This is a genomic window from Riemerella anatipestifer (assembly GCF_009663465.1).
GTDB lineage: Bacteria > Bacteroidota > Bacteroidia > Flavobacteriales > Weeksellaceae > Riemerella > Riemerella anatipestifer_C.
The window spans coordinates 239,178-256,648 of the sequence record NZ_QXHU01000005.1 but is presented as its reverse complement, the minus strand read 5'-3'; the positions used below and the strand labels follow the sequence as shown (position 1 = coordinate 256,648).

17 protein-coding genes are annotated in these 17,471 nt (G+C 31.6%); 4 read left to right on the top strand and 13 right to left on the bottom strand.

Annotated features, from left to right (window positions below; genetic code table 11):
- Nucleotides 1–487: 487 nt before the first annotated feature.
- The 5 genes from D1003_RS08700 to queA form a co-directional block, all read right to left on the bottom strand.
- A complete protein-coding gene (locus tag D1003_RS08700; protein WP_004920047.1) occupies nt 488–679 on the bottom strand; it encodes a cold-shock protein in 192 nt (63 codons plus the stop codon).
- 33 nt (nt 680–712) lie between these two features.
- Nucleotides 713–1,150, bottom strand: coding sequence for a cold-shock protein (locus tag D1003_RS08695; RefSeq protein WP_014938464.1), 438 nt, complete (start codon nt 1,148–1,150; stop codon nt 713–715).
- 15 nt (nt 1,151–1,165) lie between these two features.
- A complete protein-coding gene (locus D1003_RS08690) occupies nt 1,166–2,281 on the bottom strand; it encodes a DEAD/DEAH box helicase (RefSeq protein WP_153936487.1) in 1,116 nt (371 codons plus the stop codon).
- 348 nt (nt 2,282–2,629) lie between these two features.
- A complete protein-coding gene (rlmN, locus tag D1003_RS08685) occupies nt 2,630–3,667 on the bottom strand; it encodes a 23S rRNA (adenine(2503)-C(2))-methyltransferase RlmN (RefSeq protein ID WP_004920056.1) in 1,038 nt (345 codons plus the stop codon).
- An 87-nt stretch (nt 3,668–3,754) separates the two neighbouring features.
- On the bottom strand, nt 3,755–4,804 hold the full coding sequence (gene queA / locus D1003_RS08680; protein ID WP_014938461.1) for a tRNA preQ1(34) S-adenosylmethionine ribosyltransferase-isomerase QueA: 1,050 nt from the start codon (nt 4,802–4,804) through the stop codon (nt 3,755–3,757).
- 243 nt (nt 4,805–5,047) lie between these two features.
- On the opposite strand from queA, the gene D1003_RS08675 reads away from it, so the two are divergent.
- From D1003_RS08675 to D1003_RS08660, 4 genes are all read left to right on the top strand, one after another.
- Nucleotides 5,048–6,010 carry a Gfo/Idh/MocA family protein gene (locus D1003_RS08675; protein WP_153936486.1) on the top strand — a complete coding sequence of 321 codons (963 nt, stop codon included), beginning with the start codon at nt 5,048–5,050 and terminating at the stop codon, nt 6,008–6,010.
- Nucleotides 6,011–6,053: 43 nt separating this feature from the next.
- Nucleotides 6,054–6,404 (top strand): hypothetical protein, encoded by a 351-nt coding sequence (locus D1003_RS08670; RefSeq protein ID WP_153936485.1) that lies wholly within the window; start codon nt 6,054–6,056, stop codon nt 6,402–6,404.
- Between the two features lie 978 nt (nt 6,405–7,382).
- Nucleotides 7,383–7,877 (top strand): hypothetical protein, encoded by a 495-nt coding sequence (locus D1003_RS08665; protein ID WP_153936484.1) that lies wholly within the window; start codon nt 7,383–7,385, stop codon nt 7,875–7,877.
- A gap of 231 nt (nt 7,878–8,108) precedes the next feature.
- Nucleotides 8,109–8,711, top strand: a complete 603-nt coding sequence (locus tag D1003_RS08660; RefSeq protein WP_153936483.1) for a hypothetical protein — start codon at nt 8,109–8,111, stop codon at nt 8,709–8,711.
- Nucleotides 8,712–8,910: 199 nt separating this feature from the next.
- On the opposite strand, the gene rplI is transcribed toward D1003_RS08660, so the two are convergent.
- The 8 genes from rplI to dnaK all read right to left on the bottom strand — a co-directional run bounded on the left by rplI (nt 8,911) and on the right by dnaK (nt 17,245).
- The gene (gene rplI / locus D1003_RS08655) at nt 8,911–9,408 is read right to left on the bottom strand and encodes a 50S ribosomal protein L9 (RefSeq protein ID WP_014938456.1); all 498 of its coding nucleotides are present in this window, start codon (nt 9,406–9,408) and stop codon (nt 8,911–8,913) included.
- A 118-nt stretch (nt 9,409–9,526) separates the two neighbouring features.
- Nucleotides 9,527–9,829 (bottom strand): 30S ribosomal protein S18, encoded by a 303-nt coding sequence (gene rpsR, locus D1003_RS08650; RefSeq protein ID WP_004920080.1) that lies wholly within the window; start codon nt 9,827–9,829, stop codon nt 9,527–9,529.
- Between the two features lie 25 nt (nt 9,830–9,854).
- Nucleotides 9,855–10,196 carry a 30S ribosomal protein S6 gene (gene rpsF, locus D1003_RS08645; protein ID WP_004920082.1) on the bottom strand — a complete coding sequence of 114 codons (342 nt, stop codon included), beginning with the start codon at nt 10,194–10,196 and terminating at the stop codon, nt 9,855–9,857.
- Nucleotides 10,197–10,271: 75 nt separating this feature from the next.
- Nucleotides 10,272–11,693 (bottom strand): chloride channel protein, encoded by a 1,422-nt coding sequence (locus tag D1003_RS08640; protein ID WP_153936482.1) that lies wholly within the window; start codon nt 11,691–11,693, stop codon nt 10,272–10,274.
- Nucleotides 11,694–12,199: 506 nt separating this feature from the next.
- Nucleotides 12,200–13,816 (bottom strand): HNH endonuclease, encoded by a 1,617-nt coding sequence (locus D1003_RS08635; RefSeq protein ID WP_153936481.1) that lies wholly within the window; start codon nt 13,814–13,816, stop codon nt 12,200–12,202.
- Complete coding sequence (locus D1003_RS08630; protein WP_153936480.1) at nt 13,797–14,618, bottom strand: hypothetical protein; 822 nt, start codon at nt 14,616–14,618, stop codon at nt 13,797–13,799. Before D1003_RS08630 ends, D1003_RS08635 begins: the two co-directional genes overlap by 20 nt.
- 2 nt (nt 14,619–14,620) lie before the next feature.
- Nucleotides 14,621–15,196, bottom strand: coding sequence for a hypothetical protein (locus tag D1003_RS08625; protein WP_153936479.1), 576 nt, complete (start codon nt 15,194–15,196; stop codon nt 14,621–14,623).
- A 141-nt stretch (nt 15,197–15,337) separates the two neighbouring features.
- A complete protein-coding gene (gene dnaK / locus D1003_RS08620; RefSeq protein ID WP_153936478.1) occupies nt 15,338–17,245 on the bottom strand; it encodes a molecular chaperone DnaK in 1,908 nt (635 codons plus the stop codon).
- Between the last annotated feature and the right edge of the window lie 226 nt (nt 17,246–17,471).

Genomic DNA, 17,471 nt, shown 5'->3' with positions numbered 1-17,471 from the left:
CTTTGCAACAACACAGAAGATATAAAATAATGGATAACATTTTTTTTCATAATTCATTTTTTCAATTTCATTTAAAATTTTAGGGATTTTTTTATCCAAATACTAAACTAAATTCTTCTGTTACATTTTGGCTAGCTACGACTGCCAATTTATCTAGTTTTTCTCTTGATAAAGTGTCTGTAATAATTCAAACGCAACTAAAAAACACTTTTAATTTTAGCTGTTCTCTATTTTTTTAACTATTTTCTAATAGTTCTATAAATTTGATATATAACTGGAACAAGGCTAATAGCTACTAAAAATAAAATAACGTAACCTAAACACGAGATATTTATATCAATAGATACTTCTCCAAAGGAATTCATAATCTACTATTTTTTGTACTAAAATAAAAAAACCATCTCAAAAAATGAAACGGTTCTCACTAGCTATATTTTATTTAATCCTGTTTGTGTTGCTATTTTTTCAGGATAAAAAGAAGATGGTACTATGCTAATTTTACATTAACAGCGTTAATCCCTTTTTTACCTTGTTGTAATTCGTAAACTACTTTATCATTTTCATGAACTTTAGTTTTTAAACCACTTGTGTGTACAAACACATCTTCTCCTCCGTTAGATGGAGTAATAAATCCGAAACCTTTTGTTTCGTTGAAAAATTTTACGGTACCTTCTTGCATTGTAATTGAATTTAAGTTAATTATATTATTTTTTTATTTTATCTTGATAACATTGATGGCAATGTAGCCTTTTGGTCCTTTTTCTTTTTCGTAGCTTACTTTATCGTCTTTCTTTAAGACTTCGGATAGTTGGTTAGCGTGTACGAAAATACTTTCTTTGGAGCGGTGGTCGTTGATAAATCCATAGCCTTTTTCTTCGTTATAGAAAGTTACCGTACCTTTGTTGAAGGTTTCATCTACATCGTGAGGGGCTGCTCCTAGCTGAATATCTTCTAACGAAATTTCTACTTTTTCTGATAAATCTGGTGGTGTATTTGTAATTTGCCCGTTGGCATCTACATATACTAGCATATCATCTAGGCTTTTACCTTTATTGTTATTATGTTTTCTTTCTTCTCTTCTAAGTGCTTTCTCTTTAAGCTTCTGAAGTTTTTTCTTATCGTTCTCTTTTTTAGAATAAGTATCTCCCATAGTTTTATTTTTTTATTAGATTGCAGGTGCGGTGGTCATAGTGAAACCTATTAGCCTTTGTATATTTTTCAAATCTTTTCTTTCTTCTGCTCCACAAAACGAAATGGCGTTTCCTGAAGTTCCTGCTCTACCTGTTCTACCTATTCTATGCACATAAGTTTCTGTCACATTGGGAAGCTCGTAGTTAATTACCTGTGGTAGCTCATCTATATCTATCCCTCTGGCAGCGATGTCTGTAGCGATTAAGACACTGATACGGTTATCTTTAAAATCTTTAAGTGCTTTTTGACGGGCGTTTTGAGATTTGTTGCCGTGTATTGCTGCTGCAAAAATTCCTGTTCTACCTAATTGTTTTACTAATCTATCTGCCCCGTGTTTGGTTCTTGTAAAAATAAGCGACCTTAGCTCTGATGTATCTTTTAAAATATTTATCAGTAAGTTGGTTTTATCATTTTTTTCTACAAAATAAACGGATTGTTCTATTGTTTTAGCCGTAGAAGATACTGGAGTTACTGTAACTTCAGCAGGGTTATCTAAGATAGTTTCTGCAAATTGTCTTATAGAATTAGGCATCGTAGCCGAGAAAAATAAGGTTTGTCTTTTCTTAGGCACTTTGGTAAGGATTTTTTTAACATCGTTTACAAATCCCATATCTAGCATACGGTCGGCTTCGTCTAAAACTAAAATTTCTATTTGAGATAGGCTAAGCAATCCTTGTTGCATTAGGTCTAATAACCGCCCTGGAGTTGCTATTAAAATATCTACGCCTTGGTTCAAGGCTCTTTCTTGTTTCCCTTGAGGTACCCCTCCAAAAATTGACAGATGTTTTATATTCAAAAACTTGCTATACTGTTCTATATTTTCTTGAATTTGAATAGCCAGTTCTCTTGTTGGTGTTAAAATCAACGCTCTAATAGATTTGCCTTTTTTAGGTGTTTCTGACAATATTTGCAATAATGGAATTGAGAAAGCAGCTGTTTTACCAGTTCCCGTTTGAGCACACCCTATAAGGTCTCTACCTTCTAAAATGGTTGGAATTGCTTTTTCTTGAATTGCAGTAGGGGTTGTATAACCAGCGTCAGATATCGCCTTTAAAATAGGGCTTGATAATGATAATTGTGTAAAATTCATAAATAATTTTGCCAAAGAACTATTGGCGTAAAGTAAACACTACCTTCGCATAATAATAAGGTTGTGTTAAATGTTTTTTTAGATTGTTATTTGTTTTAATATGCTATTATTTATTACTGATAATGGCAACTAAAAACACAAAAACTGAGGGAGTATTAAGAATAATTCTTCTAAAAAACTTTAATCAGAAAGTGGCATAAGGAGCCGTTTTCATTAAATGATGGTACAAAGGTAAAGCAAATAATATAGAATATACCATAATTTGGCAAATAAAAAAAATAATCACCTTAAACTACTGGTTATTAAGGTGATTATTTTTATTAAATATTTTTATTAAATATTTTTCTACTACTCCTGTGTGGACTTATTAGCTAATTGCCCACAAGCGGCATCTATATCTCCTCCTCTGCTTCTTCTAATCATAACCGTGATGCCGTGTCGTTCTAATTGTTCTACATAGTTTTGAGTGGCTTTAGGATTACTCCTATCATATTTGCCATCGCCTATTGAGTTGTATTCTATCAGATTAACCTTGGTAGGTACTTTTTTACAGAATTTTATAAGTGCTTTTATATCTTCATCGGTATCGTTAATCCCTTTCCAAATACAGTATTCTAAGGTAATGATAGAGCCTGTTTTTTCGTACCAATACTGTAAAGATTCCATAATATCCGTCAGTGGAAATTTGGTGGAAAAAGGCATTATTTCGTTTCGTTTAGATTCTATTGCTGAATGTAGAGAAAGGGCTAGTTTAACCTTAAGATTCTCATCTGCCAACATTTTTATCATCTTGGGTATCCCAGAGGTAGATACCGTAATTCTTCGTGGCGACATACCCAAACCTTCAGGCTCTGTAATTTTTCTGATGGCTTCCACTACATTTTTATAGTTCATCATAGGCTCTCCCATCCCCATAAACACAATGTTAGACAGCGGTCTATCAAAATACGCCTTACTCTGCTGGTCTATAAGTGCCACCTGATCTACAATCTCTGCAACTTCTAAATTTCGCATTCGTTTTAGCCTTGCTGTGGCACAAAACTCACAATTAAGCGAACACCCTACTTGGGACGAAACACAAGCTGTGGTACGTGTATCGGTAGGGATAAGCACACTCTCTACCATAAGCCCATCGTGTAATTTAACGCCGTTTTTTATGGTTCCGTCTTTACTTTTCTGGAGCAAATCTACTTTTACGGGTTTAATTACAAAGTCTTGAGCTATCCTTTCTCTAAGGTTTTTGGAAAGGTTTGTCATTTCCTCAATAGAATGCCCGTTTTTACTCCACAACCAATCATAAACCTGTTTGGCACGAAACGGCTTCTCACCAATGGAAATAAAATAATCTTTAAGCTCGTCTAAGCTAAGGGTACGAATGTCTTTCATCAATCAGAAATGAATGGTAATAAAAAAGTAACAAGCCTCTATAAAAGGCTCATTACCTTATTTTAAGTTAATTATATTTATATATTTTTAAAGGATTAGCATCGCATCTCCATAGGAGTAGAACTTATACTTTTCTTTAACTGCTTCTTCGTAGGCGTGCATTACAAAATCTTTACCTGCAAATGCAGCAATCATCATAATAAGGGTAGATTTGGGTGTGTGGAAATTGGTAATCATAGAATCTGCTACCGCAAAATCGTACGGAGGATAAATAAACTTGTTCGTCCAACCGTGATAAGCACTTAGCTTTCTATTAGATGAAACCGAAGTTTCTATAGTTCTCATCGTAGTAGTTCCGACTGCACAGATGCGTCTATCTTCATCTATAGCTTTGTTGATAATATCGGCATTCTTTTGGTCGATAAACGCTTCTTCACACTCCATCTTATGCTTTGACAAATCTTCTACCTCTATTGGGTTAAAAGTCCCTAAGCCCACATGCAGTGTTACTTCAGCAAAGTTAATCCCTTTTATTTCTAACCTTTTCATAAGATGTTTAGAGAAATGAAGCCCTGCAGTAGGTGCTGCTACCGCACCCTCATTTTTAGCATAGATTGTTTGGTATCTTTCTGCATCTTCTGGCTCTACTTCTCTTTTGATATATTTCGGTAGAGGTGTTTCTCCTAGTTCCTTCAATTTAGCACGAAACTCCTCGTAACTTCCATCATATAAGAATCTTAATGTTCTCCCTCTAGAAGTTGTATTATCTATAACCTCGGCTACTAAAGACTCATCTTCGTCAAAGAATAATTTATTCCCAATTCTTATTTTTCTAGCAGGATCTACCAATACGTCCCAAACACGAGTATCCTTATCTAGCTCTCTCAAAAGAAAAACTTCTATTTTAGCACCTGTTTTTTCCTTATTGCCAAATAATCTCGCTGGAAAAACTTTAGTATTGTTAAAGATAAATAAATCATTTTCATCAAAATAATCTATAACATCTTTAAAAAGTTTATGCTCTATGGTTTGATTTTTTCTATTAAGAACCATAAGTCTTGCCTCGTCTCTGTGCTCCGAAGGGTGTTCCGCAAGAAGCTCTGGTGGTAGATTGAAATTAAAATCAGAAGTTTTCATTTATATAAATATGTTTAAATTTTGAATACAAAAACGGAAAATGATTTTCCGTTTGGTTGCAAATATACAACTTAGGCAACCCCTTTGTCAAGTTAATCAGACCACCTCAAACATAAACAACTAAATTACAGAACTTTAAATATCAATTATTTTTAACAACTCACTAATGATGATAAAAACTGTAATTATTCTTTTTACTATAAATAAATAGATTAGTATCTTTGGAGTACTTAAATTTTGGTTATGATAAACGCTGGATTAGTGGGTGCAGGACACCTTGGGAAGATACATCTAAGATTATTACAACAGTCAGAAAAGTATAATTTGGTAGGGTTTTACGATGCTGATACAGAAAATGGTAAACGACTAGAAGCCGAATTTGGCTATAAATACTATCCGAATTTTGAGGATTTACTCAACGATATTGAGATGTTGGACATTGTAACGCCTACTCTATTTCATTACGATTATGCCCAAAAAGCAATAGACCACGGCAAGCATTTTTTTATAGAGAAACCCGTAACTCAAACTTTAGAACAAGCCGAAGACATTATTCGTAGATGTACCGAAAAAGGTATTAAAGCACAGGTAGGGCACGTGGAACGCTACAACCCTGCCTTTATTGCTACCAAACCCTACATACAAAACCCTATGTTTATAGAGATACATAGGTTGGCAGAGTTTAATCCTAGAGGTACCGATGTTTCCGTTGTGTTAGACTTGATGATTCACGACTTGGACATTCTCTTAAGTCTTGTAAAATCTAAGGTTAAAAATATCCACGCTAGCGGTGTTTGCGTTGTAAGTAAAACGCCAGATATTACCAACGCTAGAATAGAGTTTGAAAATGGTTGCGTTGCTAATTTAACCACCTCCAGAATCTCTATGAAAGCGATGAGAAAAAGCAGATTTTTCCAAAAAGATGCCTATATTTCCGTGGATTTTCTAGAGAAAAAAGCCGAAGTCATTAGAATGAAAGACGCTCCTGAAAATCCTTCTGACTTTGATATGATTATTGAAAATGCCGAAGGCGAAAAATCCCAAATTATTTTTGAATATCCTAACATACAGCCTAACAATGCCATCTTAGACGAACTAGAAAGTTTTGCAGAAGCCATCACCAATAACAAAGAGGTGGAAGTCTCTCTACAAGACGGTACAGAAGCCCTCAGAGTTGCTTTGGAGATTATGAGGCTTATAAGCTAAATATTCTTTATTGGTATATTCGACATTTTAAAACCATATTACCGTGAAATCAAAAAGAATTTTGAACATTTTAGTAATTCTGATTGGATTATTTATAACTTTTAGATTGATAAACCCTAGTTTATCAAAAAATATCCAAATTTTAGATTGTAAAACTGAATATAAAATGTCTATTTTTGAGCGTGAATATGAAGATTTCAGATATCATAATGCTAAAATGGAAATAGCCAAATGTTTATGTGAAAAATATATTCAAACTAAAAATAACACCTACAAAAATGAGACTGAAAAAATAATTAATGAATTTGAACTTCACGAATCCGTAAGACATAAGACTATTGAAGAAATTTGTATAAAACGAAATGAAATTTTCTCTGATTGGTATTACGAATAAAAGGAACTATATCTTTAAAATAGCAAAAAAGTCGTCTGATATAGTATTTTGGCGGTCTTGAATTGAAAGACAGAGATATTTTATCTATATATGCTTTTCATTTACACAATTTTTATCATCAAATAATTCGCTAAAATGATAAGAGTTTACTCAAATAAAATATTTAATTGGATAATTTTAATCATTAGTGTTTTAAAATTAATTGACATTTTTTTTCCATTAACTCAAGAATTTGAATTTTTAAACGTTCTAATTTTAAGAATAATTCTTTTCATTATTTCAATCCTTTCAGTTTTATCTTTTTTCTTAAAAAAAATCAACAAAGAATTTTATACAAGATTATTCCTATTAGCAAATTTCATACTTCCCCAAATTGCTGTTTATTTCCAGTTTTTAGTTGAGCAATTATTTTATTCTTTTACAAAGACCGATTTGATATCAAGACCAATAATTCACCTAAATTTTTTAATTGGTTTAATTCTATTTTTTCTCTCTTTAAAATTTTCTAAGCAATCGAAAATTCAAAGAAAAAATGAATATGGACTAATGATAATATTCTATGGCTTTTTTCTTTTGATACTAAATTTCACCAGAATTTTTGATTATGACTCTTCAGAATTTTCGGTAATTACATTCTGCACAAAAATTCTTTTAAGCATTTCTATAATTTCCGTTGGAAATAAATTTCGAATAGAAAAAATGAAATTCAAAACAACAATAATTATCTTGCTGATTCTTGCTATAATAAGTGGAATGTTATAATAGATACTATTACATTGGTTTTGCGACAGCGGGGTTGAAGTTACAATAAGACTATTTGTTAATATAATCCGCAAAACCCTATTTTATTTTTAAATTTTTTGTAAGTTTACAAGAATTACTTAGGTTGGTTTTAACATAACTATTTGATTATTGAAGTACCACTTTCGCAGAAACATTTCCTATTATCTACAATATTTAACCATCATTGTATTTAAAATGAAAAGAGTCCAAATTTTAGTTTTAGTTTTTATTTTGACATTTATTAAATCTCAATCATTGAATGGATTTATAAAAGATTCAATAAATACGAAAAATAAAGTTTTTAATCTCAAACTAAAAAATATTGAAACTGAGAAAGAGTATTTTTCACACACTGGAATTGACGGAAAATATGAATTTCAAAATATTAGTAATGGAAAATATATATTGTCTGTAATTTATAATAATCATTATCTTAACAATGAGTTTAGCATAGATATAAATGGAAATACGACTCATAATTTCCACTTAACAAAATACTGTAAATTTAGTGAAAATACAGACGGAATTTGCCCAATTTGTAAATCAAATCAAAACGTTCTACCTATTTTTTATGGTTTGACAACTACTAAGTTTATTAAAAAAAATAAAAATAAGTATCATTTTAGAGGTTGTGAAATTTCTAGTTGCGATCCAAAATGGTATTGCAAGAAGGATAATTTAGAGTTTTAAAAACGCTGTTGCTAACATAGTATTTGGTAGAGTTGAGGGAATGATAGAAAATTTATAATATTTTCATCACATATGCTTTTCAATTCAACTTTTTTTAATAATTTAGTTCCATTGAAAAAGCATATGCTCTGGTTGGTCAAAATTGAATTTGAGACTCGCTTCACGCAAATATTTAACCCTTTGTATGCAGTTTTACAAAAACATATCATAGAATAAAACCAAAGAAAATAAATGAAAAATTTACTTTTAGTCTTCTTTATATTTTTATCAATAAATATATTTTCACAAAAAAGTGAAGAATACAAGCAATTTATCCAACAACTTAAAAATGATACCAAAACAGATAAAAACGACAAATCCGTCCTGAAACTTCTAAATGATTTTTATGAACAAGCATTACAATCCGAAAAGGGAGAGTTGAATCCTGACATTTTGGACAGAATTCAAAAAATTTATGCAGATAAAAATTCAAAAAATTTACAAATTCTTAATATGTTTCTTATGTATCAAGATCACATCACTAAAACTGCAGCGGTTGGAAAGCAGCCAGATTCAAAATTCCAAGTAGATTTGATGGATGATTTAGAAGCAGAAATTAAAAGTGTTTATGGCGAATGTCCAGTAATAATAGACATATATAAGGCAGAAGCATTAAATTCAAATGGACAAGCAAAAGAATCTGCCGAGATAATTTCAAAAAGCCTTGAAAAGTTTCCTAATTCTGTTCCTCTAAAAGTTTACAAATATTTGGATACTAAAGACGAAAAAATAAAACAAGACTTAATTAGAAATCACTCAAGACATTGGATGGTTCAGCAATTTGAAATTAAATAAAAACTGCGTACCACATTGTATTTGCAAAAGATGGATTTTAGGGAATATTATGATATTTTTCTTAAATTACTCTTCATACTTGTTTCAACATCATAAATGAATTTAAGTAAGTTTTATATTTGATTATTATAATGATACCAAAAACGGTTGTATCCAAAATGATACAACCGTTTTTCTATTATGAAAAAAACTTTATTAATTAAGCCTCTTCAGTTTTAGTTTCTTTAGCTTTAGGAGCTTCTACTACAGGAGCATCAGATACTACTTCAAATTCATAATCGTACTCTACCTCTCTGTGAAGTCTTACTTTAGCAGTAAATTTACCTAATCTCTTAATAGTATTTCCAGGGATTTTGATGTATTTTTTATCTACCTCAACACCTGCTTTTGCCAATTCTTCAGCTAGGTTAGCATTGTTGATAGAACCGAATAATTTATCACCAGAACCTACTTTAGCAGCGATAGAAACAGAAGTCTTTTTAAGTTGCTCTACAATCTTGTTAGCAGCAGCTACTAATTTAGCTTCTTCTTCTTTTCTAGCTTCTAATACTTCAGCTAAAACCGCTCTATTTTTAGGTGTTGCTAAAACTGCATATCCTTGAGGGATTAAGAAGTTTCTAGCGTATCCTGGCTTTACATCTACTGTATCAAACTCTAACCCTAAGTTTTCTACATCTTTTTTAAGAATAATTTCCATTGTTTGTTGTTGTCTTGTTTAGGTTTTAGAAGTTTAGAATCCAAACTCAATAGTTGACTTTCCAAATATCCTAAAACAGTTAGAATTTTTAATTTTACTAATTCAGCAACTTATATAATTACTTCAATAAGTCTGCTACATACGGCATAAGTGCCAAATGTCTTGCTCTTTTAATAGCAGCAGATACTTTTCTTTGGTATTTTAAAGAAGTTCCTGTGTATCTTCTTGGTAAAATTTTACCTTGCTCGTTAACGAACTGAAGAAGGAAATCTGCATCTTTATAATCTACATATTTGATACCGTATTTTTTAAATCTACAGTATTTTTTTTCAGATTTAGTATTGATATCTAGTGGTGTAAGGAATTTTACTTCAGACTCCCCACCTTGTGCGGCTTGTTGTGCCATTTCATCTATTGCCATAGTTTCTTTTTTTAGGGGTTAAAAATTAAGCTTTTTTAGATTTTAGTTTTGCTCTTCTCTTTTCAGCATACTCTACAGCGTGCTTGTCTAACTTTGTAGTTAAGTAACGGATAACTCTCTCGTCTCTTTTGAAAGCAAGTTCTAAATCTGCCACGATAGTTCCTTCACCTTTGAATTCTATCAAAGTATAGAAACCATTTTTCTTCAATTGAATAGGGTATGCTAACTTTTTTAGTCCCCAATTTTCTTTGGCTACGATTTCGCAATTTTGATCTTTTAAAAGATCTTCAAATTTTTTCACTGCTTCCTCCACCTGAGCGTCAGACAGAACGGGAGTTAAAATGAAAACAGTTTCGTAATGATTCATAATGTTAATATTATATGTTAAAATTCAAGGTGCAAAGCTAATATTTTTTTTTCACATACACAAACACTATATCGTTCAATCTGATAAAGTATTCTTTTTACCTAAATCGGACATTTGGATTTTTTGTTTTTGATTAGAAACAGGGGTTCCAAATTTAGTTTCTAATTCGTCTAAGTAATTCTCTTTAAGCTCGTCATAAAGAGAATTTCTACTCACGAGCAAAGCCGATATTGAGGAAATCATTCCCGAAAGCATTAGATAAAAAATGAGCGAATGCCTATCCGTCATTTCCAACACCAATATTGCAGAAGTAAACGGAGCTCTCGTAATGCCTGTAAGAAATGAAACCATTCCTGCCAAAATAATTACATTAGTTTCATTAGCTGTTAAATTTAAAAATGAAGAGAGAAATGCACCACAACTCGCTCCCGCACTAAGAGCTGGAGCAAATATTCCACCTGCACCACCACTGGTAAATGCAATGGCTGGACCTAACATTCTAAATAAAGGGATATACCACAGTTCTGTTTTATCATTGCTGAAAAGCAATCGTTCTATAATACCTTTCCCAGAACCTAAGATTTCTCTATTTACAAAATAGGCACAAGAGGCTATCAATAAAGCACTTAAAATTAAAAATAATATTTGTTGTCTTGTATTTTTGAATTTAGCTCTAAACTTACTCAATGCTAACATAAAACGAGAAAATTTACTGCTTAAAATTCCACAAACAAAAGAAACCAAAATTACAGGAAATATAATCCCTAAACCTACGCCACTCGTCTTAGGATACCCTAAATAAAGGTAAGAACCTGCCAGAGTTTGAGCCGTTAAACCCGCAATAATAACCGCCGTAAAAAGAGCTGTTTTAAAGTGATTAATATGAGTTTTGGCTAATTCTTCCACCGCAAAAACCACTCCTCCTAACGGAGTATTAAATGCTGCCGAAAGCCCTGCGGCTGCTCCCGTCATTATCATATTTTTAATAGATAACTTAGGCCACCATTTGGGTAATACCTGATTAACAAACCTAAAGACGGAGCCTGCTATCTGTATCGTAGGTCCTTCTCTACCAATAGCACCACCTCCCAACACCAAAATAATACTTGATAATATTTTAATAATGATGATTTTATAGCTTAGTAAATACTTTATTTTTCGTCTTTGTCTTGGTGTGGCTAGTGATACAGAAGCCATCACTTGAGGTATCCCGCTACCTTTGGAATACGGAGCGTATCTCTGAACTAACCACCACGAAAGAACAAAACCAACTGGAGCGAGTATAAATATAAGCCAACTTTGCCAAGCTAACAAAGAGAACAACAAATGCTCACTCCACTCAAACAATTTAGCATACATTACCGCCAGACCTCCCGTAAGCAAAGAGGCTATCCAAAAGGGAATTGCCTGCAACAAATTATATTTAAGACGCTCATTCTGAATATTATCAAAAGAATGTTTGAGACGCTTACGAATGTATTCTAATATAGATTTCATTATCACGAGGACACAAGACAGATTTTAGATTAGCGATATTATGCAAAGTTAAAACTTCTATATATCATATAAAACAAAAACCGCCGTGAAAATTATATTTCACAGCGGCTTATTATTAATTGTTAGTAATCAACTATTATTTTACTTCTTATTAAAATAAAAACTGCTGTAAGATGTTCGTATCGTCATAAACCAAATAATGGACTTTTCCTATTTTTTGATAGTGGATTTATCAAAATTAATTCAATATTTTTCAAATCCTTAGTTTTCTTCTTAGATACGATACACCATATTTTGCACATGAAAAATATTTGATTATTTTTTTATTTTATAATCGCTAATTATCCTATTCATAAGACTTGGCAACAAAGTTAATCATTGTTTCCTAGTCTTAAGCTTTAGTAAAAGTAAAAACACAATAGTACCTTTTCACTTATAACTATTATGTTTATTTCTAAAATTAAGTTATATAATTTCAAAACGGTAACACATTAAATAGAGTATATCTATTTAGTGGAAGCCCTATGTGTCGCCATTCCCCCAGAATGAGGAATAATATCATGGAGTATTGAAGGTACTCTAACTAATTTTGTAGTATATTCTATATGATGCCAAGTATAGCCAGTTTCATTTATTCCCCCATTTTTTAAATATAAAGAGTTTGCATTTGCAATATCTTTTTTACTATCACCAGTTAATTTTACAACATCAATAGTCACTAATTGATTTCCGTTTTTATCTTTCAAACTTGAAAAATCAGGATATCCTCTTTCATTCCATTTTACACCATTTGGATATAGCTCATCTAATTCTTTCAATATATCTAAATCCACTTTCCTAGAACCATGACCTTTTAACCCAACATTGCCCTCTATTTTTAATTTTGCAGCAAGGCTAGGATTGTACAACGGATCGAAATAATATATATTTCCTGCATAAATCCTTCCATTTACTGGATATCTTCCATTTATATTATCTAATAGGTGTTTATTTACTGGATTATGAGAATTAAGATAACGTTCAATATTTTTTTCTGGGTTTTGATGAATAGATTTAGCAAGTTCATCATTGTAGTCCATTTCTTGTAAAAGCTTTATTCTTTTATCGGTAGTAAGTTTCTTAAATTTGGAAGAGTACCTTTTTAGTAAAGCTTCATTTGTCTTCCATTCATAAATAATGTTCTTTGCAATGCGATTAGGATATGTGGAATTTATTATTGTTCTTTTTTTTGTTCTTCCTTCTATTTTTATCCTATCAGCAATGGGAGAGGAATCTGGATAAGAAAAATGATATTTAAAATGTACAAAACCATCTGTTGTACTTTGTTTCAATTTTTGAAATTCAATATTCCAACTTGGGTCAAGTTTCACACTAGTATTTTTATGAAGAATTTCCATCATGTTTTCTGGCGAAGTAAAACTTCCATCTATTCTTTTGACTCTACCTAAATGATCAACCTCCCATAGAACAGATACTCCCATTTTTCCTTTTACTTTATAAATACTATTAGGAAGCAATTCTTCATTTAATAAGGGGTTGTCAAGTATCTTATTATCATTCGTAATATTTGTAAGTTCTACAACATTATTACCTCTATATCTTGCCAAGATATTATTATTTTCTCCAATAAAGTTTATAATACCATTATTTTCCCTTAAACTTACTCTTTTGAACAAACTTGGTTGAAATAAATTATCAGACTTTTTTATAGATTTAGCATACCACTTTAGAAACGAAATATTATTTTGTAATTTAGGCAAATTTTTAGTGAATAATTGATATTCCTGAATTAGATTTTTATTATTCAAAAAAACTTTCCTAAAGGAAATATCTTCATCAAAAGCATTTTTTATTGAATTTTGAAAAGATTTATCTAAGGAAGTAAAACTCTTATGTAGGTTGATATTTATAGGTTCAATAAATTTTGTAAAATCTTTTAAGTTCATTTTTTTGATAGAAGAAATACCTTCTTCAGTAACTGCTTCCTTTAAAACTTTTTGTGCTGAATTCTCAAAAACACCTGAATAGACTTCTTTAATACTTTTTTTACAAGAAATTATTGAACTTAATAAACAAACTAAAAAGTATATTTTTATATTTTTCTTATTTACTATTCTCATCATAAAATTTGCTTGTATTTGCCTCAAGTTTTTTTTTAATAGAAGTATAATCTATTGAAATTTCCGATTTCTTTTGTTCTCTTAACTTATCCAGTAGCTTATTATCATTGTAAATTGATAAGGCTATAGAAATTATAAAGGTAATAATAAATGATATAATAGGAATGACAGGACCTGTAGTAACACTACCAACTATAGAAACTATAATCCATCCAATGAATAGCCCAAAAAGCAATTCTAATACACCTTCTCCAAACTCTATTATTAAATTATTTCGCGAATGTTCCCGTATTACATTTAAGGTAACTAATTCGTTAGGAATATCTAATTTTTGAAACCGCTCCAGTTTTCCAACATTTTTATTTTTAACTAAAAACTGATTTCTTAAATTCCCAACATCATTTCTGTATTCATTATACAAAAGATTTATCTCCTGTTCTGTACTAATATTATTAAAATACTTATCACTTTTTACTCTTAACTTATCTTCCCAAGTTTGTTTACTACTGAATATATAACTAAACATATAACCATAACTGGCGAAAACACCTAGCTCTTCTTTTTCAAAATACTCTAATTGTTTCTCAAAACCACCATCTACAATACGCTTCAAATCCTCAATATATTTTTCATTGATTTGTTTTTCTATCTCTTTATTTACTTGTAAAGTATTCACAGTAGTTGCTACACCTTTAGGAGTTGTAACAACAATTTCTTGTTTCAATTTATTTTTTAAAGATTTCCCAGCCTCATCTTTACTACAACTGCTAAGAGTAAGCAAAAATATAAAAATAAAATATTTCATTATTAAATAACTTGCTCAACAGCTGGATTAATAGTTTTAATATATTTATCATATTTAACATCCTTTGATGGAGAAAATATTAATAAGCAAATATACGCTACTAAAAAAATCAAAATCTCTATTAATAAAGGCCAAATAAAAATTACAGTTAAAAAGGCTAATAATAAAATCAAAACGATATTAATACCCCAAAACCAAAAAGGATTATGACTAGGAAAATCCAAAATAATTTCATACCAAGCATATTCATCATCCAATACTGATCGTAGTTTTGAAAAAGATTGATCATTCTGGACATAATAAATTGAAACTTCTTTAATTCTTTCTTCAAACTTACTAGTTGGCACTGTATCTCCTTTTCTAATTCTATTAATTGAAGAGGGCGAAGCATTCAATATTCTACCTAAAGATGCTATATCTCCATCTGCTCCAATATATAAATCATCAAGAAGAGTTTGTGCATCTTTTTTCTCGACAATTTGAGCATATTCACTTATTTTTTCTAGATCACTTTTAGAGCAAGAGGTAACCATAAATAATAAACAAAAAATAAATTTAAATAATTGCCTAACTTTCATTCTTATTATTTTTTGCAAATTTATTACTTTACATTCACTCTAAAAAATATTTCTTTGACTTAAACTATATACATGAAAAAACCGCCGTGAAATATAATTTTCACAGCGGATTATTATTAATTGTTAGTAATCAACCAACTATTATTTTACTTCTTCAAAGTCTGCATCTTGTACATCATCTGCAGCATTACCTGTATTAGCTTGTGCTTGTTCTGCACCTCCTTGAGCTTCAGCTTGTGCTTTATACAACTCTTCTGATGCTGCCATCCAAGCTGCATCTAAAGCCTCAGATTTAGTTTTAATATTTGCCATATCTTTAGCTTCATAAGCTGTTTTTAGTTCAGCTAAAGCTGTTTCTATCGCTGATTTTTTATCTGCAGAAATCTTATCTCCAAATTCTTTTATTTGCTTTTCAGTTTGGAAGATTTGTCCATCTGCTTTGTTGATAAGGTCAGCTTCTTCTTTTTTCTTAGCATCTGCTGCTGAGTTTTCTTCAGCTTCTCTCTTCATTCTTTCAATTTCTTCATCGGAAAGACCAGACGATGCTTGAATTTTGATAGATTGCTCTTTACCTGTACCTTTATCTTTTGCAGAAACGCTCAAAATACCGTTAGCATCTATATCAAAAGTTACCTCAATTTGTGGCACACCTCTAGGTGCTGGTGGAATATCTGTAAGCTCAAATCTACCGATTTCTTTGTTATCGTTAAACATTGGTCTTTCCCCTTGTCCTACTCTGATGGTAACCGCAGGCTGATTATCTACCGCAGTAGAGAACACTTCTGATTTTTTAGTAGGAATGGTGGTATTAGCCTCTATCAACTTAGTGAATACAGAACCCATTGTTTCTATACCTAAAGAAAGAGGTGTAACATCTAATAACAATACATCTTTAACATCTCCTGTAAGAACTCCCCCTTGGATAGCCGCACCTATAGCCACTACCTCATCTGGGTTTACCCCTTTAGATGGAGCTTTACCAAAGAATTTCTCTACCGCTTCTTGTATCGCAGGGATTCTTGTAGAACCACCTACTAGGATAATCTCATCAATATCAGAAATGCTCATACCTGCATTTTTAAGAGCAGACTTACAAGGCTCGATAGTTCTTTGAATTAAATCTCCTGCTAACTGCTCAAACTTAGCTCTCGTTAATGTTTTAACCAAGTGTTTTGGACCTGAAGCTGTAGCTGTGATATATGGTAAATTGATTTCCGTCTGAGTAGAAGAAGATAATTCAACTTTTGCTTTTTCCGCTGCTTCTTTCAATCTTTGAAGAGCAATAGCATCAGATTTTAAATCCACACCTTCTTCTGCTTGGAATTCAGCTGCCATCCAGTCAATAATCACATTATCAAAGTCGTCTCCTCCTAAGTGTGTATCACCATCGGTAGCCTTTACTTCGAAAGATGCGTTACCATCTACCTCATACATTTCTAGTACAGAAACGTCGTGAGTACCACCACCACAGTCGAACACCACTACATTCATATCCTTCTTACCTACCTTATCTAGACCATAAGCTAAAGCTGCTGCCGTAGGCTCATTGATAATTCTTTCTACCTTAAGCCCTGCAATTTCTCCAGCTTCTTTAGTCGCTTGTCTTTGTGCATCGTTAAAATAAGCAGGTACAGTAATTACCGCACGAGAAACTTCTTGACCTAAATAGTCTTCAGCTGTTTTCTTCATTTTTTGAAGAATCATTGCAGAAATTTCTTGAGGCGTGTATTCTCTATCTCCAATTTTAACTTTAACAGTATCGTTAGAACCTTCTACCACTTGATACGGAACTCTAGACACCTCGTTAGCATCTGTTTTAAAGTTAGCTCCGATAAATCTCTTGATAGAATAAACTGTATTTTTAGGGTTTGTAACCGCTTGTCTTTTAGCAGGGTCTCCTACTTTTCTCTCACCATCTTCAGTGAAAGCTACAATAGAAGGCGTTGTTCTTTTTCCTTCTGCATTAGGGATTACCACAGGGTCTTTACCCTCCATTACTGCCACACAAGAGTTAGTAGTACCTAAGTCGATTCCTATAATTTTACTCATTTTAATTATGTATTTTTTTGTTAATATTCATTTTTAGTACACCTCCAATTTTACCAAGAATATGCCACTCCCTTTTTTATGACAAATTGACAGTATCAAGCATCATCATTTGCCTAGATATGTTTTTTTCAGTCAGTAGCATTGCACTTTTTACATAAAGACAATTGTTAAAAATTAACTCTTCATTAAATACTTTTAATAAAAATCGCTTATTTTTGTTCCCCTC